This window comes from Janthinobacterium sp. SUN128 (assembly GCF_030587275.1).
Lineage (GTDB): Bacteria > Pseudomonadota > Gammaproteobacteria > Burkholderiales > Burkholderiaceae_D > Janthinobacterium > Janthinobacterium lividum.
Genome location: NZ_JAPWHY010000001.1, coordinates 2,692,938 through 2,716,145 on the forward strand (window position 1 = coordinate 2,692,938; position 23,208 = coordinate 2,716,145).

The window sequence follows — 23,208 nt, forward strand, 5'->3', positions numbered from 1 at the left end:
AGTACTTATAGAACAGGTACTTGATGTAAAAACACAACAGGAAATTAATATCAAAAAACAATTAAAATTGCTTTGAAAAACTATTTCTCTGCGTCAATGCTATACTTGCGGCTTGCTGGGCAGCGGTCAGCCTGACCGACATGCCCCTTGCTTCACCTCCATCGCCACGCTCAGCGTGGCGCGCCGCACAGCCATCACGCGGCACCCGAAGACCCCGATCCCCTGCGCCTTGCGGCGCCTGTCCGCCCCTGCTGGCGGCGGCGATCATGACTATTAAACTGTTAGGAATTACATGAAAAACCTGAACATCGGCAGCCGCCTTGGCGTCGGCTTTGCTGTCGTATTGCTGTTGCTTGCCGCCTTGACCATCACCGCCCTCGTGCGCATGCAGACGGCCAGCGACCTGACTTACCGCCTCATCAATACCAGCATCAAGAACCAGCGCATGGTGGCCGAATGGTCGAAGATCATTGAACTCAACAGCGTGCGCGGCGTCGCCTCGTTCGAGATCACCGATCCTGTCGTGCGCGCCAAGATCGAGGAAGACTTGAAAGTCGATGCGGAGCGTTCCAGCAAGCTGCAGGATGACATCATCGCGTCCTTGCTCAATCCTGCCGTGATCGAGCAATTCAAGGTCGTGCGCAAGGTCCGCACCGACTACGTGACGACGCGCGCGCGCGCCTTCAAGATGAAGGCCGACGGCGACGTGGCAGGCGCCAAGGTCGTGTTCGACAAGGAAGTGGCACCCATCACCGTGGCCTACCTGGCCGAAGTCAAACGCTTTGCCAACATGCAGATCAAGGCTGCCGACGGCGTCGGCGCCAGCATCATCGAAGCCTACAGCGGCACCCGCATCTTCTTGATCACCATGGGCGTGCTGGCCGTGCTGATGGGCATCGGTTTCGCGTGGTGGATCACGCGCTCGATCACCGGCCCCATCCGCGCCGCCGTGAAAGTGGCGGAAACCGTGGCAGCTGGCGACCTCACCAGCACCATCACGGCACAGGGCCGCGATGAAACGGGCCAGCTGATGCATGCCCTGAAAACCATGAACGACAGCCTGGTGGGTATCGTGGGCCAGGTGCGCAGCGGCACCGACACCATCGCCACGGCCTCCGCGGAAATCGCCGCCGGCAACCAGGACCTGTCGTCGCGCACGGAACAGCAAGCCAGTTCGCTGGAAGAAACGGCCTCGTCGATGGAAGAACTGACCTCGACCGTCAAACAGAACGCCGACAACGCGCGCCAGGCGAATAAACTGGCCGGCGACGCGGCCGGCATCGCCAGCCGCGGCGGCGCCGTGGTGGCCGAAGTGGTCGCCACCATGGGCGAAATCAATACCTCGTCGAAGAAAATCGTCGACATCATTTCCGTCATCGACGGCATCGCCTTCCAGACCAACATCCTGGCATTGAACGCGGCCGTGGAAGCGGCGCGCGCCGGCGAACAGGGCCGCGGCTTCGCCGTGGTGGCCACGGAAGTGCGCAACCTGGCGCAGCGCTCGGCAGCGGCGGCAAAAGAGATCAAGGGCTTGATCGACGACTCCGTGCAAAAGGTCGACGTGGGCACGGACCTGGTCGACAAGGCCGGCAAGACGATGGAAGAAATCGTGCAAAGCATCGGCTTTGTCACGTCCATCATGAGCGAGATCAGCAACGCCAGCGAAGAGCAGAGCGCGGGCATCGAGCAAGTCAACCAGGCCATTTCCGAAATGGACCAGGTGACCCAGCAAAATGCGGCCCTGGTGGAAGAAGCCTCGGCAGCGGCCGAAGCGATGCAGGAACAGGCGAGCGAACTGGCGCAGGTGGTCAGCGTCTTCCGCCTCGATGCCAATGCAGTAGCGACCGACCGTTTCAGCGTAAAAGCGGCACAGCGCAGCGCAACGCCAACTGCTGCCGCACCAGCCCGCAAGGCTTCGGCCCCTGCCCTGCGCCTGCCCGCGACGCGCGCCAGCAGCAAGGCAACTGCGCCGGCCGAAGGCGAGTGGGAAGAGTTTTAAATCTGCTTAAGCAAGCCGTGCGGCATCAAGCCGCATGGGCTTGCGCTTTGGCGATCAGTACCGCCAACTCGCGCGGCACGGATTGCCCCAGAAATTCCAGCGCGAGCGCCTCCGGATCGATGGCGGCGTCCGCTGGCAAGCCATGCTCGAAGCCCCCCACCATGATGCGGCAAAAATGCGGCGACTCCGCCCGCGTTTCCACATACCAGCAGCCCGCATGGCCTTGCACGAAGTATTCGCCGATAAAATAGCCGAGCATGGTTTTTACCCACTGCCAGCTCTCGTCGCGGATGACGATGGTGCGCATGGCCGCGTCGATATACGGCAGGTATTCGGCCGCGTTGGTCAGCACTTCGTGCGCCGGCTGGATGCCCAGGCGCTCAACGAAATTCACCAGCGAGGCGCCCAGCGCGTCATAGTAGGCGTCGAATCCCGCCTGGCTTTGTTGCAACAATTGCTCTTGTTCGTTCGACAGCATTCACACTCCACAGACATTCAACAATCCCCTATTTTACGCCACGCCGACATCCACCCCGGCCCGCTGCAGCAAGGCCTGGTTGCGGACGGACAGATGCGTCACCTGCAGATGCTTGCCCGCCTTGTCATAGCGTTCATACAAGGATTCGATGGCGGCAATGGCCGAGTGATCGGCCATGTGCAGGTGCCGGCAGTCAAGGATGACGCGGGCCGGGTCCGACGCTGGCTGGAACAGTTCCTGGAAATGCGTAGTGGAAGCAAAAAACAGCGTGCCATGCGGCAGGTACACGCGCATGCCGGCGCTGCTGTCATCGATATCGGCACGCATTTCACGCGCATGCTGCCAGGCAAAATTCAAGGCGGCGATGACGATGCCGCACAGCACGGCCATCGCCAGGTCCGTGAATACGGTAATGACCGTCACGGCAACGATCACCAGCGCATCCTGCAAAGGCACCTTGCCCAGTACGCGCAAGGAACCCCAGGCAAACGTCTGCTGCGCCACGACGAACATCACGCCCACCAGGGCGGCCAGCGGGATGCGCTCGATCAGCGGCGACAGGAACAGGATGAACAGTAAAATCATCACGCCAGCCGTCACGCCCGACAGGCGCGAACGGCCGCCCGAGCTCAGGTTGATCATCGTCTGCCCGATCATGGCGCAGCCGCCCATGCCGCCAAACAGGCCGGAAACGACGTTCGATGCGCCGAGGGCGATGCATTCGCGGTTCGGCTGGCCCCGCGTTTCAGTCATCTCATCGGTAAGATTAAAAGTGAGCAGTGTTTCCAGCAAGCCCACCATGGCCATCAGGGCTGCATACGGGAAAATGATATGCAAGGTCGCCATGTCCAGCGGCACGGTGGGCCAATGCAGGGCCGGCAGGCCGCCGGCGATATGCGCGAGGTCGCCCAGGGTGCGCGTGGGCAGGTGCAAGAAATGGCTGAGCACGCCCACGCCGAGGATGGCCACCAGCGCCGGCGGCACGGCTTTGGTCAGGCGCGGCAGCACGTAGACGATGGCCATGGTCAGCAGCACCAGCGCGCCCATCACATACAAAGGGCTGCCTTGCAGCCAGGTTTCGCCTTGCGGCGTGGCCTGGCGAAAGTGTTCCAGCTGGGCCATGGCGATGACGATGGCCAGGCCATTCACAAAGCCCAGCATCACCGGATACGGCACCATGCGTATCAGCTTACCTAGGCGCAAGATGCCGAACAAGGCCATCAGGATGCCGCTCAGCACCACGGTGGCCAGCAGATACTGCACGCCATGCTGAGCCACCAGTGCCACGATGACGACGGCCATGGAACCGGCGGCGCCGGAAATCATGCCGGGGCGTCCGCCAAAGATGGCCGTGAATGCGCAAATGATGAAGGCGCCATACAGGCCCATCAGGGGATTCAATTGCGCCACCAGGGCAAAGGCGATGCATTCAGGCACCAGGGCAAAGGAAGTGGTCAAGCCCGCCAGGACGTTCTTTTGCAGGTTCGAGAACCACTCATCCCGAAAAGTTGTGTTGATCATTGATGCGTATCCAAAGTCGGAACAGGAAAATGCCGGCCTGATGGACAATCATCAGGCACAGCCATACCAGCGGGCCTCACAAAAAAGCTGCGCTGAGGTCGATCGGAGCAGGAAAGTCGTCAGTGACTACATCGGTATGGCGGAAAGGGGAAGTTTCATCAAGGCGCCAGGCGGCGCGGCTGAGCTTGCCGGCATTATACAAGATGCGCAGCCGGCAAAAGTCAGGCAAATGCGCGGACAAAAAAATAGCCCACTCGAAAGTGGGCTATTTTTTTCATCTGGAGGCGAGGACGGGAATCGAACCCGTCTAAACGGCTTTGCAGGCCGCTGCATAACCTCTTTGCTACCTCGCCAGAGGAACTGCTTGGATGGGCCTTGCGGCACACCTTGAAAACTGGAGCGGGAGAAGAGTCTCGAACTCTCGACCTCAACCTTGGCAAGGTTGCGCTCTACCAACTGAGCTACTCCCGCATTGGAGCTTGGTTACTGCTTAATCTCGCTGCGTACCGCGGCGGATAAAAAAAGGAAGCCAGCTTAGCTTCCCTTTAGAATTCTGGAGCGGGAGAAGAGTCTCGAACTCTCGACCTCAACCTTGGCAAGGTTGCGCTCTACCAACTGAGCTACTCCCGCATTGGAGCTTCTATTTTCTGCTACTGCCATTCTTGCTGTACTGCTTCAGCTTTCGCTGGAGCGGGAGAAGAGTCTCGAACTCTCGACCTCAACCTTGGCAAGGTTGCGCTCTACCAACTGAGCTACTCCCGCATACGAACCGCTATTTTACTGCTTTTTACTACCGTTTACCAGTGCTGCTTTACTGCTGATCCAGTATTCACTGGAGCGGGAGAAGAGTCTCGAACTCTCGACCTCAACCTTGGCAAGGTTGCGCTCTACCAACTGAGCTACTCCCGCAGTGGACAACATTGTATCAGAAGCTCTACTACATCGCCAGTACTACTTTTTACTGCATTCGCTGTTTTTACCTATGACACGATCCAGAAAACTGGAGCGGGAGAAGAGTCTCGAACTCTCGACCTCAACCTTGGCAAGGTTGCGCTCTACCAACTGAGCTACTCCCGCGTCATCAACAACAGGCCAGCATTATAGAGGGATTACAGGGGCTGTCAACGGGCAATATCTGGTGTTTTGCAAAATATTTGGGGTCAGACCCTTTGGGTCTGACCCCAGCTCTTGCGTTTGGGTTAAAAAGACGCCAGACCAATGCTATCGGCGTTTATCCACCTCAATGCAGGTTGCCGGCCTTTTCCTTGATCAGCGGCCATGCCAGACGCAAATAATAGAACATCGACCACACTGTCAGCACGCAGGCGATCCACAGCAGCTTCTCGCCCCACACGTGCGTGTCGATCGCGCCAAAGATCACTTCGTGGTACAGCAGCAGGGGAATGGCCGTCATTTGCGCGGCCGTCTTGATCTTGCCGATCGAGCTGACGGCCACCGATTTCGATGCACCGATCTGCGCCATCCATTCGCGCAGCGCGGAAATCGTGATTTCGCGGCCGATGATGATGAAGGCCAGCACGGCATTCACACGGTCCAGCTGCACCAGCACCAGCAAGGCCCCCGCCACCATCAGCTTGTCGGCGACCGGGTCAAGGAAGGCGCCGAAGGCCGAGGTCTGGTTCCAGCGTCGCGCGAGGAAACCGTCGAACCAGTCGGTGACGGCCGCAACAATGAAGACCAGGGTGGCGACCAGGTTCTGGTCGCCATGCAGCAGCATCGACGGCGGCAGATAAAACACGCCGACGACGAGCGGTATCAGGGCCACGCGCAGCCAGGTCAAAAGGATGGGAATATTAAAAGGCATAAGAGAGCAATCGGCCGACGGGTAAATTGAACATGAGGAAAGCGTGAAGAAAGCGCCACTAGTCTACATGGCCCCAGGGTATTAGCCTAGTCCGGTTACCGCGGCACCGGACCAGGCCGTCATAGAACCCTCACAAAACCGTAGCGAGCGGTAGTGAGTTGCGACCGAGAAGCGCAGCTGTGCTTGACACGGGGGCGCCGAGCCAGTGAACATCGCAGGCCGCAAGTCGCGACGCGCAGTAGGTTTGGTTAGGAGTTCTAATGCAGCTGCTTGTAAATCTCTTCTGCCAGCTGCGTGGAAATCCCCTCCACCGACATCAGATCCTCGATGCTGGCGTCGACCACGCCGCGCAAGCCGCCAAAGCGCGACAGCAATTTCTGGCGGCGCTTGGCGCCGATGCCCTCGATCTCTTCCAGGCGCGAGGTCTGGCGCGTCTTGGCCCGCTTGGCGCGCATGCCGGTGATGGCGAAGCGGTGCGCCTCGTCGCGGATTTGCGCGATCAGCATCAGAGCCGCCGATTCCTTGCCCAGTTCCTGCGCCGCGCGGCCATCGACGAACAGCAGGGTTTCCAGGCCCACCTTGCGCCCCTCCCCCTTGGCTACGCCGACAATCAAGCTGATATCGAGTCCAAGCTCGGCGAACACCTGGCGCGCCATTTCGATCTGTCCCTTGCCGCCGTCGATCAAGACCACGTCGGGCATCACGCCATCGCCATTCGCCACTTTCTCGTAACGGCGCATGAGGACCTGGCGCATGGCCGCGTAATCGTCGCCGGGCGTGATGTCATTGATGTTGTAGCGCCGGTATTCGCCGTTCTGCATGGCGTGGTGGTGGAACACCACGCACGACGCCTGCGTCGCCTCGCCCTGCGTATGGCTGATGTCGAAACACTCCACGCGCAGGCTGTCGAGGTCTTCCGTTTCCAGGCGCAGCGCTTCGGCCAGCGCGCGCGTGCGCGACTGCTGCGAACCCTGTTCCGACAACAAGCGCGCCAGCGAAATCTCGGCGCCCTTTTGCGCCATCTCCAGCCACTGGCGGCGCTGACCCTGCGGCTGGAAGATCAGGTTGATGCGGTGGCCGCACTGCTCCATCAGCGCCACCATCAGGGCCGGCTGGTCGAATTCGATATTCAGGATCAGGGTGCCGGGGATGAATTTTTCCGTGTAGTGCTGGGCCAGGAAGGCGGCCAGCACTTCCACCTCGATCGGTTCTTCGGCAATCGCTGCCGCATCGCTGAGCTGGCTGGGGAAATAAGCGCGGTCGCCCAGATGGCGTCCGCCGCGTACCATGGCCAGGTTGACGCAGGCGCGCCCGCCCTGCAACAGCACGGCGAGAATGTCGACATCGGCGTCACCCGTCGTCTCCATGCTTTGCTGGTGCAGCACGCGCGACAGCGAGGCGATCTGGTTGCGCACCACCACGGCCTGCTCGAATTTTAATTCAGCGGCAAACGCGTGCATTTTCTTTTCCAGGTCGGCCAGCACTTCGCTCTGGCGCCCGCGCAGGAAGCGCGCCGCGTTTTCCACGTCGTTCTTGTAGTCTTCCTTGCTGATCAGGTCCACACAGGGCGCACTGCAGCGGCCGATCTGGTGCAGCAGGCAGGGACGGGTGCGGTTCGCATACACGCTGTCCTCGCAGGTACGGATCAGGAACACCTTTTGCAGGATCTGCATCGATTCCTTGACGGCCCAGGAGCTGGGGAACGGCCCGAAATACTGGTTTTTCTTGTCCACCGCGCCCCGGTAATACACCATGCGCGGCGCATCGCCATTCGTGATCTTCAGATACGGATACGACTTGTCGTCGCGGAACAGGATGTTGTAGCGCGGCTGCAGCGCCTTGATCAGGTTGTTTTCCAGGATCAATGCTTCCGCTTCGCTGTGCGTGACCGTCGTTTCCAGGCGCGCGATGCGCTCGACCATCATGGCGATGCGGGGACTGGCCAGGTTCTTCTGGAAGTAGCTGGAGACGCGTTTTTTCAGGTCGCGCGCCTTGCCGACATACAGCACCTTGTCGGCGGCGTCGAAATAGCGGTACACGCCGGGCAAATTCGGCAGCTTGGCGACGGTCGCCAGCACTTGCGCGCGGGGATCGGGTGGCGTTTCCGCCAAGGAAGGTTCTGGGCTTGCTTCGGTCATTGCTGGCTCATTGCGCACTTATAGTTACACTGCCTGTTCCACGATCACGAACGCGACCGCATATTCTTCCTCGTCGCTGATGGTCACTTGCGCGCTCAGGCGATTTTTCTCCATGAACTGCGCCAGCACGCCACTGCAGACGATCATCGGCTTGCCGCTGGGGTGGTTCAGCATCTGCGCGGCGGGCCAGGTCATCGGCATGCGCAAGCCCAGGCCGATGGCCTTGGAAAACGCTTCCTTTGCCGCGAAGCGCGTGGCAAGGAAGCGCACGCCGCGCGCGGCATTCTTGGCGCTGCGGGCGCGGAATTTTTCCAGCTCCTGCGGCCCCAGTATCTTTTTCGCGAAACGCTCGCCGTGCCGCGCCAGGGCCGCCTCGATGCGGGGTATCTTGCAGATATCGGTACCGATGCCGTAGATCATGCCCTACTCCCCTGTCAGGCCCTGTGACCGAGGCGCGTGGCCACCATGATGGCCTTCATTTCGCGCACGGCGTTTTCCCAGCCGACAAACACGGCATGCGCGACGATGGCGTGGCCGATGTTCAGCTCAGCAATATCGGGAATGGCGGCGATGGCCTGCACATTGGTGTAATGCAAGCCGTGGCCCGCGTTGACTTTCAAGCCGCGGCCCACGCCAAACAGCACGCCCGCCTTGATGCGCTCCAGTTCCGCCAGCTGCTCGGCGCCTTGCGTATCGGCATAGCGCCCCGTGTGCAGCTCGATCACGGGCGCGCCGAGCTCGGCGGCGGCAGCGATCTGCTGCTCGTCCGCATCGATGAACAGGCTCACGCGGATGCCCTCGCCTTGCAATTGTTGCACCGCCGCCTGCACTTCCTTGAAGTAGCGCACCACGTCCAGGCCCCCTTCGGTCGTCACTTCCGTGCGCTTTTCCGGCACCAGGCAGACGTCCGCCGGCTTGATGCGGCAGGCGAAATCGATCATCTCGGCCGTGACAGCCGCTTCCAGGTTCATGCGCGTCAGTAATTGCGGCGCGATGGCGATCACGTCTGCATCCTTGATGTGGCGGCGGTCTTCGCGCAAATGCAGGGTGATGGCGTCGGCGCCGGCCTGTTCGGCCAGCAGGGCCGCGCGGACCGGGTCCGGATACGCGGTGCCGCGCGCATTGCGCAAGGTGGCCACGTGGTCGATGTTGACGCCCAGGTCGATGACGGGGCCGGAAGGCTGCAAAAAGCTCATATAAATGGTATCCGTAAAGTGCTGTCCTGCTGCAAACCGCAGCTACAGCTGCATTAAATCAATCAGTATCTGGCGCGTGTTCAAGGTGGCGCCGCCCAGTTGATGGGCCAGCAAAAAGCGCATCAGCAGCTTGCTTTGCGCCTGCGTGGCCACGTCAAGATAATCTTCGCGCTCCATGTCGAGCAAGGTCTTGCCCGTGATCCTGGGCCAGGCGTCGGCGGCGCGCGCCGGGCGCGGCCCCCGTTCCGGGTCGACCACGTACACCTGCCCCGCCTCGACGACCTGGCGCGTGCCCGTGCAGCGCGTCAGGTCGGCCGCCACGCCCGTTTCCTTGAGCAGGGCGCGCTCGAACTTGCGCAGCACGATGGGCGGCGGCTCATTGTGCGCCAGTTGATTCAAGGTAGCAACGTAGTGGTCGAACAGGACGGGATGCGGGTCGTCGCGCGCGAGCAATTTGACCAGCAATTCGTTCAAATAAAAGCCGCACAGCAAGGCAGTCTTTTCCAGCGGCAACATACCACCCACCCATTCCGCACCGGTGAGAATGCGCAGCTCGGACTTGCCCGTCCAGCCCGCTTGCAGCGGCTGGAACGTCTGCAGCACGCCGCGCAACTGCGAATGGGGCCGCTTGGCGCCCTTGGCAACGAGCGCGATGCGGCCGTACTCGCGCGTAAACACGTCGACGATGAGGCTGGTTTCTTTATGCGGGTAGCTGTGCAGCACGAAGGCTGGCTGGCCCGTGATGCGGCCGTCGCGCGTGGGCGGACGGCTGCGCCGGGGTGCTGTGGGAGGTACGGCCGGCGGCGCGATGGCCACCGGCGCGGGGACAGGTGCGGAAACAGCAGGTGAAGCTGGCGCAGGATGGTGCAGCGCTGGCGTGGTGGTGCTCATGCGTGTGGCGTCGCCCCCGGGTTGCGGATTACTCGTAGCCGTAGGCGCGCAAGCCCGCCTCGTTGTCGGCCCAGCCCGACTTGACCTTGACCCAGATTTCCAGGTACACGGGGCCGCCGAACAGCTTTTCCATATCCAGGCGGGCCTGGGTGGAAACTTCCTTCAGGCGCGCGCCCTTGTTGCCGATAATCATGGACTTGTGCGTATCGCGCTCGACCAGGATGGCGGCAAACACGCGGCGCAGATCGCCTTCCTGCTCGAATTTCTCGATCAGCACGGTGCTCGTGTACGGCAGTTCGTCGCCCACGAAACGGAAGAGTTTTTCACGCACGATCTCCGAGGCGAGGAATTTCTCGCTGCGGTCCGTGATGTCGTCCGGTCCAAAGATCGGCTGGTTTTCCGGCAAGAAGCGCTTGATTTCATTCTGCAAGCCTTCCAACTGGAAGTGCAGCTTGGCGGAAACAGGCACGATGGCGGCGAAGTCGCGCATGGCGGCGATCTTTTGCGCGAACGGCAGCAGCACGGCCTTGTCCTTCACGCGGTCCGATTTATTGATGACGAGGATGCATGGCACTTCCTTCGGCAACAGGTCCATCACTTGCTGGTCGGCCGGGCCGAACGTGCCCGCCTCGATCACGTACAGGATGACGTCCGAGGAAATCAGGGTGTTCGTGACGGTCTTGTTCAGCGTCTTGTTCAGCGCGTTCGAGTGGCGCGTCTGGAAGCCAGGCGTGTCGACGTAGATGAACTGCGCGTCCGGCACCGTCTGGATGCCCGTGATGCGGTGGCGCGTGGTTTGCGCCTTGCGCGAAGTGATGCTGACCTTCGCGCCGATCAGCACGTTCATCAGGGTCGATTTGCCCACGTTGGGGCGGCCCACGATGGCGATATAGCCACAGCGGAAGTTGTCGGGCATTTTGGTGGCTGTCATGCTAGTGTCGATTCTGTTTAGTGTGAGCGGCGATCGCCGGGGCTGCAGGAGCTTGCGCGTCGTCGCTCTGGATGGTGGCAATGCCGGCCAGCTTGAGCTGGGCGGCGCGCGGTTTGGGCTTGCGGCTGGCGGCAGGCGACTTCAACAGCGCCTGCTCGGCCACGTCCAGCGCCAGTTTGGCGGCGGCTTGCTCACCGGCGCGGCGGCTTCCGCCACGGCCGTAGACCTGGATGTTCAATTTCGGCACCAGGCATTCGATCTCGAATTCCTGGCTGTGGGCGGCGCCGTGGGTGGCCACCACGTTGTACTGTGGCAGCGAAATTTTCTTGCTTTGCAAAAACTCCTGCAGCAGGGTCTTGGCATCCTTGCCCAGGGTTTGCGGATCGACCGAATCGAGGATGGGGATGTAGAAGGCGCGGATCACCGTGCTGGCGGCGTCGAAGCCCGTGTCGAGGAAAATCGCGCCCAGCAAGGCTTCCAGGGTATCGGCGAGGATGGACGGACGGCGGAAACCGCCCGATTTCAGCTCGCCTTCGCCCAGGCGCAGGAATTGCGACAGTTCCAGCTTTTGCGCGATTTCATACAGCGACTGCTGCTTGACCAGATTGGCGCGCAGGCGCGACAGGTCGCCCTCGTCGATGGACTTGAAGCGCTCGTACAGGATGGAAGCGACCACGCAGTTGAGGATGGAGTCGCCGAGGAATTCCAGCCGCTCGTTATGCAAACTGCTGTGGCTACGATGCGTCAAGGCTTGCTGCAACAGGCCAGCATCCTGGAACGTATAGCCTAAACGGGTTTGCAATAGCTGAAGATTCATTGTTGTTTCTGTGTCATCTGAGTAATTCGGCTGGCCGCCACGCGGGGAATCGGCGCGGCAGCCATGGCTGGTCCTTTACAGACCAGACCGGCTTAGTGTATGCCGCCCACGCGTTTCGGATTGCTGAAGTTCATCCACACAAGGAAAGCCTTGCCGACGATGTTCTCGTTCGGCACGAAGCCCCAGTAGCGGCTGTCCGCACTATTGTCGCGGTTGTCGCCCATCATGAAGTAATTGCCTTGTGGCACTACACACGTAAAACCGTCTTCGTTGTAGTTGCACGCATCCTTGTGCGGGAAATCCTTCACTTCGCGCAAGTTCAACGTTGGAGCAGGCTCGTCGTTGAGGATGCGGTGGCTCACGCCCGTCAGGTTTTCTTCCAACTGCTTGTGGTAGACCGTGCTTTCGTCATCGAGGTAGTCGTCCAGCGGCGTGTAGGCCACTTCCTTGCCGTTGACCGTCAAGCGCTTGTTTTCATAGGTGATTTTATCACCGGGCACACCGATCACGCGCTTGATATAGTCTTGCGACATATCTTTCGGATACTTGAACACCATCACGTCGCCGCGCTGCGGATCGTTGACTTCAATGATGCGCTTGTTGACGATCGGCAAACGGATACCATAGGTGAACTTGTTCACCAGGATCAGGTCGCCCACCAGCAAGGTCGGCACCATCGAGCTCGACGGGATCTTGAATGGCTCGTACAGGAACGAGCGCAGGCAGAACACGAGCGCGATGACGGGGAAGAAGCTGCCCGAATACTCGACCCAGGTCGGCTGGCGCAACAGGGCCGCCTCGATGCTGGCGCGGCTGCCGCCCGCATCGGACTTGATGCCCTCGGCGGCCAGCTTGGACTGGCGTGCGTCGAACTCGGCCAGGGCGCGGTCGGCCGCCTTGCGGCGCTGCTTGGACAGATAAAACACATCCAGGCACCAGACCAGGCCCGTCAACACCATCAGCACGAACAGGATTAAAGCGAAATTTCCTAAAATCACTTGCAGGTTCATTGATTAACCATCCACTTGTAAAATTGCCAGGAATGCCTCTTGCGGGATCTCCACGGAACCCACTTGCTTCATGCGTTTCTTACCCGCCTTTTGTTTTTCCAGCAATTTTTTCTTGCGGCTGATATCGCCGCCATAGCACTTGGCCAGCACGTTCTTGCGCAAGGCTTTCACGTTCTCGCGCGAAATGATGTTGGCGCCGATGGTGGCTTGAATGGCCACATCGAACATCTGGCGCGGGATCAGTTCACGCATCTTGGCAGCCACCTGGCGGCCACGGTACTGGCTGTTCGAACGGTGGACGATAATCGCCAGCGCATCGACTTTTTCGCTGTTGATCAGCATGTCGACCTTGACCACGTCGGCCGCGCGGTATTCCTTGAACTCGTAATCCATCGAGGCATAGCCGCGCGACGTCGACTTCAGGCGGTCGAAGAAGTCCAGCACGATTTCCGCCATCGGCATTTCATACACGAGCTTGACCTGGCGGCCGTGGTAGCTCATGTCCATCTGGATGCCGCGCTTGCCGATACACAGGGTGATCACGGAGCCCACGTATTCCTGCGGCATGTACAGATTGACCGTGACGATAGGTTCGCGCACTTCCTCGATGCGCGACGGATCGGGCATCTTCGATGGATTGTCGACGTTGATCATGGTGCCGTCGCGCTGGATCACTTCATACACCACGGTTGGCGCCGTCGTGATCAGATCCATGTCGAATTCGCGCTCGAGGCGTTCCTGCACGATTTCCATGTGCAGCAAGCCCAGGAAGCCGCAGCGGAAGCCGAAGCCCAGCGCCTGCGACACTTCCGGCTCGTACATCAGGGCCGCGTCGTTCAATTTCAGTTTTTCCAGCGAGTCGCGCAGCGCGTCGTACTGGTTCGCTTCCACGGGGAACAGGCCGGCGAACACTTGCGGCTGCACTTCCTTGAAACCGGGCAATGGCGCGGCGGCAGGACGGTTGGCCAGGGTGACGGTGTCGCCCACTTTCGCCGCTTTCAATTCCTTGATGCCGGCGATGATGAAGCCCACCTGGCCTGCCGACAATTGCGGCAAGGATTGCGAACGGGGCGAAAACACGCCGATGTCTTCCACCAGCTGCACCGAATCGGTGGCCATCAGGCGGATCTTGTCTTTCGGTTTCAGGGTGCCGTTGATGACGCGCACCAGCATGACCACGCCCACATAGGCGTCATACCAGGAGTCGACGATCAGCGCCTGCAGCGGCGCATCGGGGTCGCCCTTCGGTGGCGGCACCTTGACGATCAATTGTTCGAGCACGTCCAGCACGCCGAAGCCCGTCTTGGCCGAGCAATGCACGGCGTCGCCCGCGTCGATGCCGATCACGTCTTCGATCTCGGCAATGGCGCTCGGAGGATCCGCGTTCGGCAAGTCGATCTTGTTCAGGACGGGCACCACTTCCACGCCCAGGTCCAGCGCCGTGTAGCAGTTGGCCACGGTTTGCGCTTCCACGCCTTGCGACGCGTCAACAACCAGCAGCGCGCCTTCGCACGCCGACAGCGAGCGCGACACTTCATAGCTGAAGTCGACGTGGCCTGGCGTATCGATCAGGTTCAGATTGTAGATCTGGCCATCGCGCGCCTTGTAGTGCAAGGCCGCCGTTTGCGCCTTGATGGTAATGCCGCGCTCGCGCTCCAGATCCATCGAATCGAGCACCTGCGCCTCCATCTCGCGGTCGGACAAGCCGCCGCACAATTGAATGATGCGGTCAGCCAGGGTCGATTTACCGTGGTCAATATGGGCGATGATGGAGAAATTGCGTATGTTGTTCATTAACTAATATAAGTGCGAAGTTGACGACACTGCTTTAACAGGAATCATGGGGATCATGCTCGGGCCAAACAGGGCCAAAACCGGGCGCCCCACTCATGATGAAAAAAAGCGCTCCGAGCAGGACATCTGCATGCCCAGGCGAGCGCTTTTGAAGCGACAGAAGCTGCTGCCTCGGACAGTAGCTTTTTCGACCTCCCCATTTTACCGGATTTCAGAGTAGAAAGCCCGTCTTATGAGGCCGGCACCGGGGCAAGCCGACATTTTCGGCTGTTTTCGGCACCAGAATGGTGCAATGCAGTGTCAATATTGACAGTTAAGCTACACCAGGCAGCGCCGCACAGCCTCTTCGTCAAGAAAATAATGACATAGCTCGGGCTGCGCCAGGTCGCCAAACAGCACCGGCACCAGTTCATCGAAACGGGCCAGCAGCGAGGCATCGGGCGAGGCATCGATATCGATCACGTCCACGGTAAACGGTGTTTCAGGCGGCTGCAGCAGGAGCAAGGCATCAAGCATATCCTGGCATAAGTGGCAATAACTGCGGGAATAGAGGGTGAAGTGCATAGCGGGAAGAATACCGCATCCCGGCTGCGGCCGGAATGCGGGATGATCACATAGTTACTTCGCTGATGGACGCAGCGAAACGAATTGCGCCACGTCGCCACGGCGCACCAGCACGGCCGATGTCTTTTTCGGATCGAGCTTGGCGACCAGGGCGTTGAATTGCTTGGCGTCTTTCACGGCAACGTTATTCAATTGCAAAATCACGTCGCCAGGCTGCAGGCCAGCCAGGGCCGCCACACCATCCGCCTCGTCGACCAGCACGCCCGCATCGATCTTCAATTCCAGCTTCTTCGCGGCCGGCACGTCGCTGACCTTCAGCCCCAGTGCGTTGACGGCTTGCGCTTCCGGCTCCTTGGCGCCCTTCTTCGCCGTCTTCTCGCTTTCCAGCTCGACGACGGTGACGGGAATATCCTGCTGCGCGCCCTTGCGCCAGACCGTTATCGTGGATTTGCCGTTGACGGCGGCACCGCCTACCAGGCGCGGCAGATCGGACGAACGCTCGATCTGAGCACCGTTGAATTTCAGGATGATGTCGCCCGGCTTGATGCCCGCCTTGTCGGCCGGGCCGCCCGGCTCCACCATCGATACTTGCGCGCCCTTGGCGTTCGGCAAGCCCAGCGATTCCGCCACGTCCTTGCTCACTTCGCCGATCTGCACGCCGATGCGCCCGCGCACAACTTTACCCGTCTTTTTCAGCTGCTCGCCCACGCGCATGGCTTCATCGATGGGCACGGCAAACGAAATGCCATTGTAGGCGCCAGACAAGGTGGCGATCTGCGAATTAATGCCGATCACTTCGCCGCGCATATTGATCAGCGGACCGCCCGAGTTGCCAGGATTGACGGCCACGTCGCTCTGGATCAGCGGCAAGTAGTCACCCGTGTCGCGCGACTTGGCGGAAATGATGCCGGCCGTCACCGTATTTTCCAGGTTGAACGGCGAACCGATGGCGATGACCCACTCGCCCACGCGGATCTTGTCCGAGTCGCCGATGGTCAGGCGCGGCAGGTTGCCGCCCTCGATTTTCAGCAGAGCAACGTCGGTACGCGCATCGGCGCCAATCACCTTGGCCTTGAATTCGCGCTTGTCCGTCAAGGTCACGTACACCTCGTCGGCGCCATCGACCACGTGGGCATTGCTCAGCACATAGCCATCGGCCGAGATGATGAAGCCGGAACCGACGCCGCGCTGCACTTCCTGCTCCTGCGGCACGGCGCGGCGGCCACCGCGTGGCGCCTGCTGGCGCGGCGTGGGCATGGCGCCGCCAAAGAAGCGGCGCAGGAATTCCTGCATTTCCTGCTCATCCTGGCCGCCCACGCCAGCCCCGGCGGCGCCCATTTTCAGGCGCTCGGTGGTGCGGATATTCACCACGGCCGGGCCGACGGCATCGACCAGATCAGAAAAATCAGGCAGTTTCACGGAAGGCACGGCGGCCTGCGCCTGTGGCGCCAGGCCCAGCATGGTGGGAGCAAGGAAGACGCCAGCCGTACCGAACAATAAGGCGGAAAGCGTCTTCACTGAAAACGACTTGCTGGCGGCACACATGTTTTTTTTCATGGAAAGGATCTTTTCGAGTATATATAAACGGTAAACGGATCAAAACGCGGATCAGGCAATTGCCTGCGCGCATGATTGGCCGTCATGTCGGAAAACCAGGGGCAAACCCACCTGACAGCGCGCATAGCAAACAATGCAACAATATATCGCAAAAGCAAGATATTGCCTGTGCACAGTGTCAATCGTACCGAAGGCCAGTGTCAAGAGGGCGACAGGAACGTTAAGCCTGGCATAAGATGGAAAACGCGACAGCTAGCGCTGCGCCAGCGGCCCCGCCTCCAGCGGTTCGGCCGCGCCCGGCGGCACGATGCCGGCGGCACGGGGTGGCAGCGGTTCCGCATGGGCAGCCGGCTCATCGGGCGCCGGCTCGGCGGCCAGGCGGCTGGCCAGGCGCGCATCGAACTGGGCGCTCAAGGCATGGCCGCACTGCTCCGAGCGCAGCACGTCACCGATATGGCGATAGGCATCCCAGGCTTGCCGTCCCGATGGCGTATCGAGGGCGGCAAAAGCCAGTTCGAGTTCGTTCGCCGCCAGCTCGCCATCGGCCAGCGCGGAAATAGTCTCGTGCAATCGTGTGTGCGTATCCATGATGGATCCTGCCATTTCAAGAGGGTCGGTGCGGAAAACGGACGCAGCCATGCCAACCTCATACTCCCCAGATTACCAGCGCTTGTCAATCGGCATGTCCAGCAATGGCTTCAATTTCTCCGCAATCACTTCGCGCGCGCGAAAAATCCGGCTGCGCACGGTGCCGATGGGGCACGCCATGATCTCCGATATTTCCTCATAGCTCAGGCCCTCGATCTCGCGCAGCACGATGGCCGTGCGCAACTCGATGGGCAGCACATCCATGGCCGCATTGACGGTGGCGGCAATCTGCTTGCTGGCCAGCACCGATTCGGGTGTATTGTTATCGCGCAATTTATTACCGTCATCGAAAGACTCCGCCTGCTCGGCGTCGGTATCGCTGGACGTGGCGGCGCGCCGCCCCTGCGTGACGAGATAATTCTTGGCCGTATTGATGCCGATGCGGTACAACCACGTATAAAAGGCGGCCTCGCCGCGGAAATGGCGCAGCGCCCGGTAGGCCTTGATAAAGGTTTCCTGCACCACATCTTCGGCCTCCGCCGGGTCATGCACGAGGCGCGACACCAGGCGCATCAAGCGGCGCTGATATTTCGATACCAGCACATCAAATGCCCGTTTGTCGCCAGCCTGTACCCGCTCGACCAGTAACTGATCATACTCGCGCTCTGTCCTCACGCCCGATGTCCCTGTAGTCATGCAGCGTGGGCGCCTGTATGGATATAGAGTTGGCCCGCTGCAAGAAGTTCAGTGTTCGCCGCACTTTTATTCTTCCCTGTTCCGCGCCGCGATCGCCCGGCAAGCCACGGCCAGCGGACGGAAGGCGGCGCAGCCGCCGCCCCGCTGCACCAGCACATCCGTGCGCCGCCCGGCCGCATCGGCCAGGCACAGCACGAGCAGCGACGGCCACAAGGTCGAGCCCGGCAACAGGCGCAGCCCCTGCACCCCCGCAAGCCCCGGCCCGGCCGGCTCCGCTCCCCCGTCAGCAATAGCCCCTGGCACCTCGCCATGCTCCAGATATACCGCCAGGCGCAACTGGCCAACCGGCGAAATATCAAGCGCCTGCGGCTTTCTGCGCCGGCGCAGCAAAGCCAGCAAAAACACGCCGCCAGCCGCGCTCAGCAGCGCAGAACCCCAGCCCAGCGCGTAGCCGCCCACCAGCTGACTAGGGCCGGAAGCAGTCCCGGACAGGGCAGCAACGCGCCACGCACCGCTCAAGGGCCAGGCGGCCAGCACCGCGCACAACCCCAGCACCGCTTGCAACAGGCGCAAACAGACAGGCGTGCGAATGACAGCCGCTACCGCGATCGACATACTTCATGGGAAAAAAAGGCGCGCCAGCACCATGCCGGGCAAATTCAGGCGCCAACGAGCGTTGGCGCCGAATCAGCGCTCACTACAGTTTGACCGTAGCGAGCGCTTGAAAGTTCCTGCTTATTTCGCTTTACCGAAAATCAGCGTGCCATTCGTTCCGCCGAAGCCGAACGAATTCTTCACTGCATAATCGATCTTCATATCACGTGCCGTGTTGGCACAGAAATCGAGATCGCAAGCCGGATCCTGGTTGAAGATGTTGATGGTCGGTGGCGACACCTGATGGTGCAATGCCAAGACCGTAAACACCGCTTCCAGACCGCCCGCGCCGCCCAGCAAATGGCCCGTCATCGACTTGGTCGAGTTGACAACCAGATTCTTGGCGTGCTCGCCGAAGGTGCGCTTGATGCCCATCACTTCCGCCACGTCGCCTTGCGGGGTCGACGTGCCGTGCGCGTTCAGGTACTGAATCTGATCCGCGTTCAAGCCAGCGTTGTTGAGGGCCGCGATCACCGATTTGCTGCCGCCGCTACCATCTTCCAGCGGCGAGGTCATGTGATAAGCATCTGCGCTCATCCCGAAACCATGCACTTCGGCATAGATCTTGGCACCACGGGCCACCGCGTGCTCGCACTCTTCCAGCACCATGACGCCAGCGCCCTCGCCCAGCACGAAGCCGTCGCGGTCGGTATCCCACGGACGCGATGCCGTTGCCGGATCGTCGTTGCGGGTCGACAAGGCACGCGCCGAAGCGAAACCGCCCAGGCCCAGTGGCGACACGGTCGATTCAGCACCGCCGGCGATCATGACGTCGGCATCGCCGTACTCGATCATGCGCGCTGCGGCACCGATGCTGTGCAAACCGGTGGTACACGCTGTAACGATCGCCAGGTTCGGGCCCTTCAGACCATATTTGATCGAAAGGTTGCCAGAGATCATGTTAATGATCGAGGCAGGCACGAAAAATGGCGAGATACGGCGCGGACCGCGCTTTTCGTACTCGGACTTGGTCTCTTCGATCAGCGGCAAGCCACCGATACCGGAACCGATGATCACGCCGATACGCTCGGCGTTCTCTTCAGTGACTTCCAGACCGGAATCCTGCATCGCCTGGATGCCTGCAGCCATGCCGTAATGGATAAAGGTATCCATGTGGCGGGCTTCCTTACCGGAGATGTACTCTTCGATATTGAAGCCTTTGACTTCACCAGCAAAATGCGTGGTGAATGGCAGTGCATCGAACTTGGTAATCGTGGCAATGCCGGATTTACCTTCAATGATTGCGCCCCACGCCTCGGCAATAGTATTGCCGACAGGTGAAACGCAGCCCAGGCCGGTGACAACAACACGACGGTTTTTAGAACGGCTCAAGCGATTCTCCTGAAGTCGGTCAGACAGGCTTAGGCCTTGACGTGTGCAGTGGCGTAGTCGATCGCCTGTTGCACGGTGGTGATTTTTTCAGCTTGTTCGTCAGGGATTTCCATTTCGAATTCGTCTTCCAGGGCCATGACCAGTTCCACGGTGTCCAGGGAATCGGCGCCGAGATCGTCGACGAAGGAGGATTCGATTTTGATGTCTGCTTCTGCAACGCCCAGTTGCTCAGCGACGATTTTCTTAACGCGTTGTTCGATATCCGACATGTTATGGCTCCAAAGTGTGTGTTACGGAAAGTGCGCGCATTTTATCAGGTTTGCGCGTCCGAATACTAATTTCGGTGTCTGCTGCTAATTCGACCGAAGCTGCTGCTAAAAGATGCGATTATAGACAAAAACGGCCGTTGAATCATGCCACAAACGCCCGCCCCGTCTAGCTTTCACATCAATTCATGTACATTCCACCGTTCACGTGCAGGGTCGTGCCCGTGATATACGCCGCTTGCGGCGAAGCCAAAAAGGCCACCGCAGCTGCCACGTCTTCCGGCTTGCCCAGGCGGGACAGGGGAATTTGCGTCAACAGGGCCGCGTGCTGCTCTTCGCTCAGCGCCTTGGTCATGTCGGTATCGATGAAGCCCGGGGCGATGCAGTTCACGGTAATGTTGCGGCTGCCGATTTCGCGCGCCAGGGCGCGGCTCATGCCTTCCACGCCGGCCTTGGCCGCCGCGTAATTCATTTGCCCAGGATTACCCGACGAAGCCACCACCGACGTGATGTTGATGATACGCCCAGTTTTGGCTTTCATCATGCCGCGCAGCACGGCACGCGACAGGCGGCCGACGGCCGACAGGTTGGTGGAAATGACGCTGTCCCACTCTTCGTCCTTCATGCGCATGGCCAGCTGGTCTTGCGTGATGCCTGCATTGTTGACGAGGATCGACAGGCTGCCGTAGGTTTTCTGCACCTCATCGACGACGGCAGCGCAGCGCGCCGCATCGGTCACGTTCAGGACCAGGCCCTTGCCCGTCACGCCTTCGGCGGCCAGGTAATCGGTGATGGCTTGCGCGCCGCTTTCCGAGGTGGCGGTGCCGACCACGGTGGCACCCTGCTTGCCCAGTTCGGTGGCGATGGCGCGGCCGATGCCGCGCGAGGCGCCCGTGACCAGCACGACTTGATTTGCTAAATTCATGAGTATCCTTAAGAGCAACCGCGGCAGGCAGGCTGCCGCGGTCTGATGTTTATTTGAGCTGCGTCAAAATGCGTTCCAGCGAGGCCTGGTCGACGATGGCGTCGCCCACCAGCACCGGATCGATGCGCTTGGCCAGGCCCATCAGGACCTTGCCCGGACCGCACTCGATCACTTGCGTGATGCCGTCGGCCGCCACTTTTTGCATGGTTTCCACCCAGCGCACGGGGCTGGCTGCCTGGCGCACCAGTGCATCCTTGATGCCGGCCACATCGTTGACGATGGCCACGTCGACGTTGTTGATCAGGGCGATTTGCGGCGCCGAGAACGTCAAGCCGGCCATGTATTCGCGCAAACGGTCCGATGCGGGCTTCAGCAGCGACGAGTGGAATGGCGCGGAGACGGGCAGCTTCATGGCGCGCTTGGCGCCCTTGGCCTTGGCCAGTTCGCAGGCACGCTCGACGGCCGCCGTATGGCCGGCGATGACGACTTGTGCTGGCGCATTGAAATTGACGGGCTCGACCACCAAGGCCGGGTTTTCCGCCGCCGCTTCCGCACAGGCGGCGCGCACGTCGTCATCCGACAGGCCCAGCACGACAGCCATCGTGCCCTGCCCGACGGGCACGGCTTCCTGCATGGCTTGCGCGCGGAAACGCACGAGCGGCACGGCATCCTTGAACGGGATGACGCCAGCGGCGACCAGCGCCGAGTATTCACCGAGGCTGTGACCGGCCACGACCGTCGGCACGGGGCCGCCGGCCGCCAGCCAGGCGCGGTAGAAAGCCACGGCCGCCGTCAGCATCACCGGCTGCGTATTGGTGGTGAGATCGAGTTCTTCCTTCGGACCTTCGGCGATCAGCTTGCCCAGGTCGAATTGCAGGGCGTCCGACGCTTCGGCAACGGTCTGCGCAACCACGGGGTTGCCGGCGAAACCGTCGAGCATCGCAATCGCTTGCGAGCCTTGACCTGGGAAAACAAATGCAAATTGTGTCATGTCGACTCCGTTTTTTTAATAGTGTTGCGGGATTACATGCGCGCCAGCACGGCGCCCCAGGTAAAGCCGCCGCCCACGCCTTCCATCATGACGTTGTCGCCCTTCTTGACGCGGCCATCGCGCACGGCGATGTCCAGCGCCAGCGGGATCGAGGCGGCCGAGGTGTTGCCATGCTGGTCGACGGTGACAACCATCTTCTCCAGCGGCAAGCCAAGTTTCTTGGCCGTGCTGTTCATGATGCGGATATTCGCCTGGTGCGGGATCAGCCAGTCGATCTGGTCCGACGTCATGTTGGCGTGTTCCAGCGCTTCGTGCGCGACCTTTTCCAGCACGGACACGGCCAGCTTGAATACGGCCGGGCCATCCATGTAGAGGAAGGCGCTGCCGTCCAGCGCGCCGCCAGCCAGGCTGCCCGGCACGCTGAGGATGTTCGAGTGGCGGCCGTCCGCGTGCAGCTTGGTGGCCAGGATGCCCGGCTCCTTCGAGGCCGTCATGACGATGGCGCCGGCGCCGTCGCCGAACAGCACGCAGGTGCCGCGGTCGTCGAAATTGAGGATGCGTGAAAACACTTCGGCGCCGATCACCAGCACATTCTTGTGCATGCCCGACTGGATGAAGCTGTCGGCCGTGGCCACCGCATACACGAAACCGCTGCAGACGGCTTGCACGTCGACGGCAGCGCAGTTGTTCGTGATGCCCAGCTTGTTTTGCACGATGCAGGCCGTGCTGGGGAAGCTGCCGAAGAAATCGGGAGTCGAGCTGGCAACGATGATCAGGTCCAGGTCATTGCCGTTCAGGCCAGCCATTTCCAGGGCTTTTTTGGCCGCTTCCACGCCCAGGTCCGAGGAGTTTTGCGACGGCGCCGCGTAATGGCGCGCCGAAATGCCGCTGCGCGACACGATCCATTCATCCGACGTCTCGATGCCCTTGGCGGCGAGCTGTTCGGTCAAATCCTGGTTGGTGACGCGCTTCTCCGGCAAGTAGCTGCCGGTACCGATAATTTTGCTGTAAGTTTTGCTAAAAACAGTCATGCAA

22 protein-coding genes and 6 tRNA genes are annotated in these 23,208 nt (G+C 60.7%); 1 reads left to right on the forward strand and 27 read right to left on the reverse strand.

The features are described from left to right. The first annotated feature begins 292 nt into the window (after positions 1-292). Complete coding sequence (locus O3297_RS12115; RefSeq protein ID WP_070254521.1) at positions 293-1,999, forward strand: methyl-accepting chemotaxis protein; 1,707 nt, start codon at positions 293-295, stop codon at positions 1,997-1,999. A 25-nt stretch (positions 2,000-2,024) separates the two neighbouring features. Here the strand turns inward: O3297_RS12115 and O3297_RS12120 are convergent, their stop codons facing one another. The 27 genes from O3297_RS12120 to O3297_RS12250 form a co-directional block, all read right to left on the reverse strand. After that, positions 2,025-2,477 carry a hypothetical protein gene (locus tag O3297_RS12120; RefSeq protein WP_305048815.1) on the reverse strand — a complete coding sequence of 151 codons (453 nt, stop codon included), beginning with the start codon at positions 2,475-2,477 and terminating at the stop codon, positions 2,025-2,027. Positions 2,478-2,510: 33 nt separating this feature from the next. Next, a complete protein-coding gene (locus O3297_RS12125) occupies positions 2,511-3,998 on the reverse strand; it encodes a SulP family inorganic anion transporter (RefSeq protein ID WP_305048816.1) in 1,488 nt (495 codons plus the stop codon). 279 nt (positions 3,999-4,277) lie between these two features. Continuing rightward, positions 4,278-4,351: transfer RNA gene (locus O3297_RS12130), tRNA-Cys, on the reverse strand. Between the two features lie 42 nt (positions 4,352-4,393). Continuing rightward, positions 4,394-4,469, reverse strand: a tRNA-Gly gene (locus tag O3297_RS12135). Between the two features lie 83 nt (positions 4,470-4,552). Continuing rightward, positions 4,553-4,628: transfer RNA gene (locus O3297_RS12140), tRNA-Gly, on the reverse strand. Positions 4,629-4,684: 56 nt separating this feature from the next. Continuing rightward, a tRNA-Gly gene (locus O3297_RS12145) sits at positions 4,685-4,760 on the reverse strand. A 71-nt stretch (positions 4,761-4,831) separates the two neighbouring features. Further along, positions 4,832-4,907 (reverse strand) — tRNA-Gly (locus O3297_RS12150). A gap of 92 nt (positions 4,908-4,999) precedes the next feature. Continuing rightward, positions 5,000-5,075, reverse strand: a tRNA-Gly gene (locus tag O3297_RS12155). A 163-nt stretch (positions 5,076-5,238) separates the two neighbouring features. Next, a complete protein-coding gene (gene pgsA / locus O3297_RS12160; protein WP_034749601.1) occupies positions 5,239-5,823 on the reverse strand; it encodes a CDP-diacylglycerol--glycerol-3-phosphate 3-phosphatidyltransferase in 585 nt (194 codons plus the stop codon). A 257-nt stretch (positions 5,824-6,080) separates the two neighbouring features. Continuing rightward, positions 6,081-7,961, reverse strand: a complete 1,881-nt coding sequence (uvrC, locus tag O3297_RS12165; RefSeq protein ID WP_305048817.1) for an excinuclease ABC subunit UvrC — start codon at positions 7,959-7,961, stop codon at positions 6,081-6,083. Between the two features lie 24 nt (positions 7,962-7,985). Beyond that, a complete protein-coding gene (gene acpS, locus O3297_RS12170; protein ID WP_070280220.1) occupies positions 7,986-8,381 on the reverse strand; it encodes a holo-ACP synthase in 396 nt (131 codons plus the stop codon). Between the two features lie 14 nt (positions 8,382-8,395). After that, entirely contained in the window at positions 8,396-9,157 is a 762-nt protein-coding gene (gene pdxJ, locus O3297_RS12175) for a pyridoxine 5'-phosphate synthase (protein WP_305048818.1), read from the reverse strand. Positions 9,158-9,199: 42 nt separating this feature from the next. Continuing rightward, positions 9,200-10,048: a DNA repair protein RecO gene (recO, locus tag O3297_RS12180; protein WP_305048819.1), complete on the reverse strand. Its 849-nt coding sequence runs from the start codon at positions 10,046-10,048 to the stop codon at positions 9,200-9,202. Between the two features lie 28 nt (positions 10,049-10,076). Then, positions 10,077-10,979, reverse strand: a complete 903-nt coding sequence (gene era / locus O3297_RS12185) for a GTPase Era (protein WP_034749612.1) — start codon at positions 10,977-10,979, stop codon at positions 10,077-10,079. 1 nt (position 10,980) lies between these two features. Further along, entirely contained in the window at positions 10,981-11,796 is an 816-nt protein-coding gene (gene rnc, locus O3297_RS12190; protein ID WP_034749615.1) for a ribonuclease III, read from the reverse strand. Between the two features lie 92 nt (positions 11,797-11,888). Beyond that, positions 11,889-12,806, reverse strand: a complete 918-nt coding sequence (lepB, locus tag O3297_RS12195) for a signal peptidase I (protein WP_034749618.1) — start codon at positions 12,804-12,806, stop codon at positions 11,889-11,891. Positions 12,807-12,809: 3 nt separating this feature from the next. Then, positions 12,810-14,600: a translation elongation factor 4 gene (gene lepA, locus O3297_RS12200; RefSeq protein WP_034749621.1), complete on the reverse strand. Its 1,791-nt coding sequence runs from the start codon at positions 14,598-14,600 to the stop codon at positions 12,810-12,812. A 318-nt stretch (positions 14,601-14,918) separates the two neighbouring features. Further along, complete coding sequence (locus tag O3297_RS12205) at positions 14,919-15,164, reverse strand: glutaredoxin family protein (RefSeq protein WP_099394181.1); 246 nt, start codon at positions 15,162-15,164, stop codon at positions 14,919-14,921. Between the two features lie 54 nt (positions 15,165-15,218). Next, a complete protein-coding gene (locus O3297_RS12210) occupies positions 15,219-16,721 on the reverse strand; it encodes a DegQ family serine endoprotease (RefSeq protein WP_070255333.1) in 1,503 nt (500 codons plus the stop codon). A gap of 252 nt (positions 16,722-16,973) precedes the next feature. Beyond that, positions 16,974-17,309, reverse strand: coding sequence for a sigma-E factor negative regulatory protein (locus tag O3297_RS12215; RefSeq protein ID WP_305048820.1), 336 nt, complete (start codon positions 17,307-17,309; stop codon positions 16,974-16,976). Positions 17,310-17,381: 72 nt separating this feature from the next. Further along, positions 17,382-18,005 (reverse strand): RNA polymerase sigma factor RpoE, encoded by a 624-nt coding sequence (gene rpoE / locus O3297_RS12220; protein ID WP_070280215.1) that lies wholly within the window; start codon positions 18,003-18,005, stop codon positions 17,382-17,384. A 66-nt stretch (positions 18,006-18,071) separates the two neighbouring features. Beyond that, the gene (locus O3297_RS12225) at positions 18,072-18,620 is read right to left on the reverse strand and encodes a hypothetical protein (RefSeq protein ID WP_305048821.1); all 549 of its coding nucleotides are present in this window, start codon (positions 18,618-18,620) and stop codon (positions 18,072-18,074) included. A 120-nt stretch (positions 18,621-18,740) separates the two neighbouring features. Then, entirely contained in the window at positions 18,741-19,991 is a 1,251-nt protein-coding gene (fabF, locus tag O3297_RS12230; protein ID WP_305048822.1) for a beta-ketoacyl-ACP synthase II, read from the reverse strand. Between the two features lie 29 nt (positions 19,992-20,020). Continuing rightward, positions 20,021-20,260, reverse strand: coding sequence for an acyl carrier protein (gene acpP, locus O3297_RS12235; protein ID WP_008449912.1), 240 nt, complete (start codon positions 20,258-20,260; stop codon positions 20,021-20,023). A 178-nt stretch (positions 20,261-20,438) separates the two neighbouring features. After that, entirely contained in the window at positions 20,439-21,182 is a 744-nt protein-coding gene (fabG, locus tag O3297_RS12240; protein WP_034749638.1) for a 3-oxoacyl-ACP reductase FabG, read from the reverse strand. Between the two features lie 49 nt (positions 21,183-21,231). Beyond that, the gene (gene fabD, locus O3297_RS12245) at positions 21,232-22,173 is read right to left on the reverse strand and encodes an ACP S-malonyltransferase (protein WP_070255347.1); all 942 of its coding nucleotides are present in this window, start codon (positions 22,171-22,173) and stop codon (positions 21,232-21,234) included. A gap of 32 nt (positions 22,174-22,205) precedes the next feature. After that, positions 22,206-23,204 (reverse strand): beta-ketoacyl-ACP synthase III, encoded by a 999-nt coding sequence (locus tag O3297_RS12250; RefSeq protein WP_034779239.1) that lies wholly within the window; start codon positions 23,202-23,204, stop codon positions 22,206-22,208. Positions 23,205-23,208 lie beyond the last annotated feature (4 nt).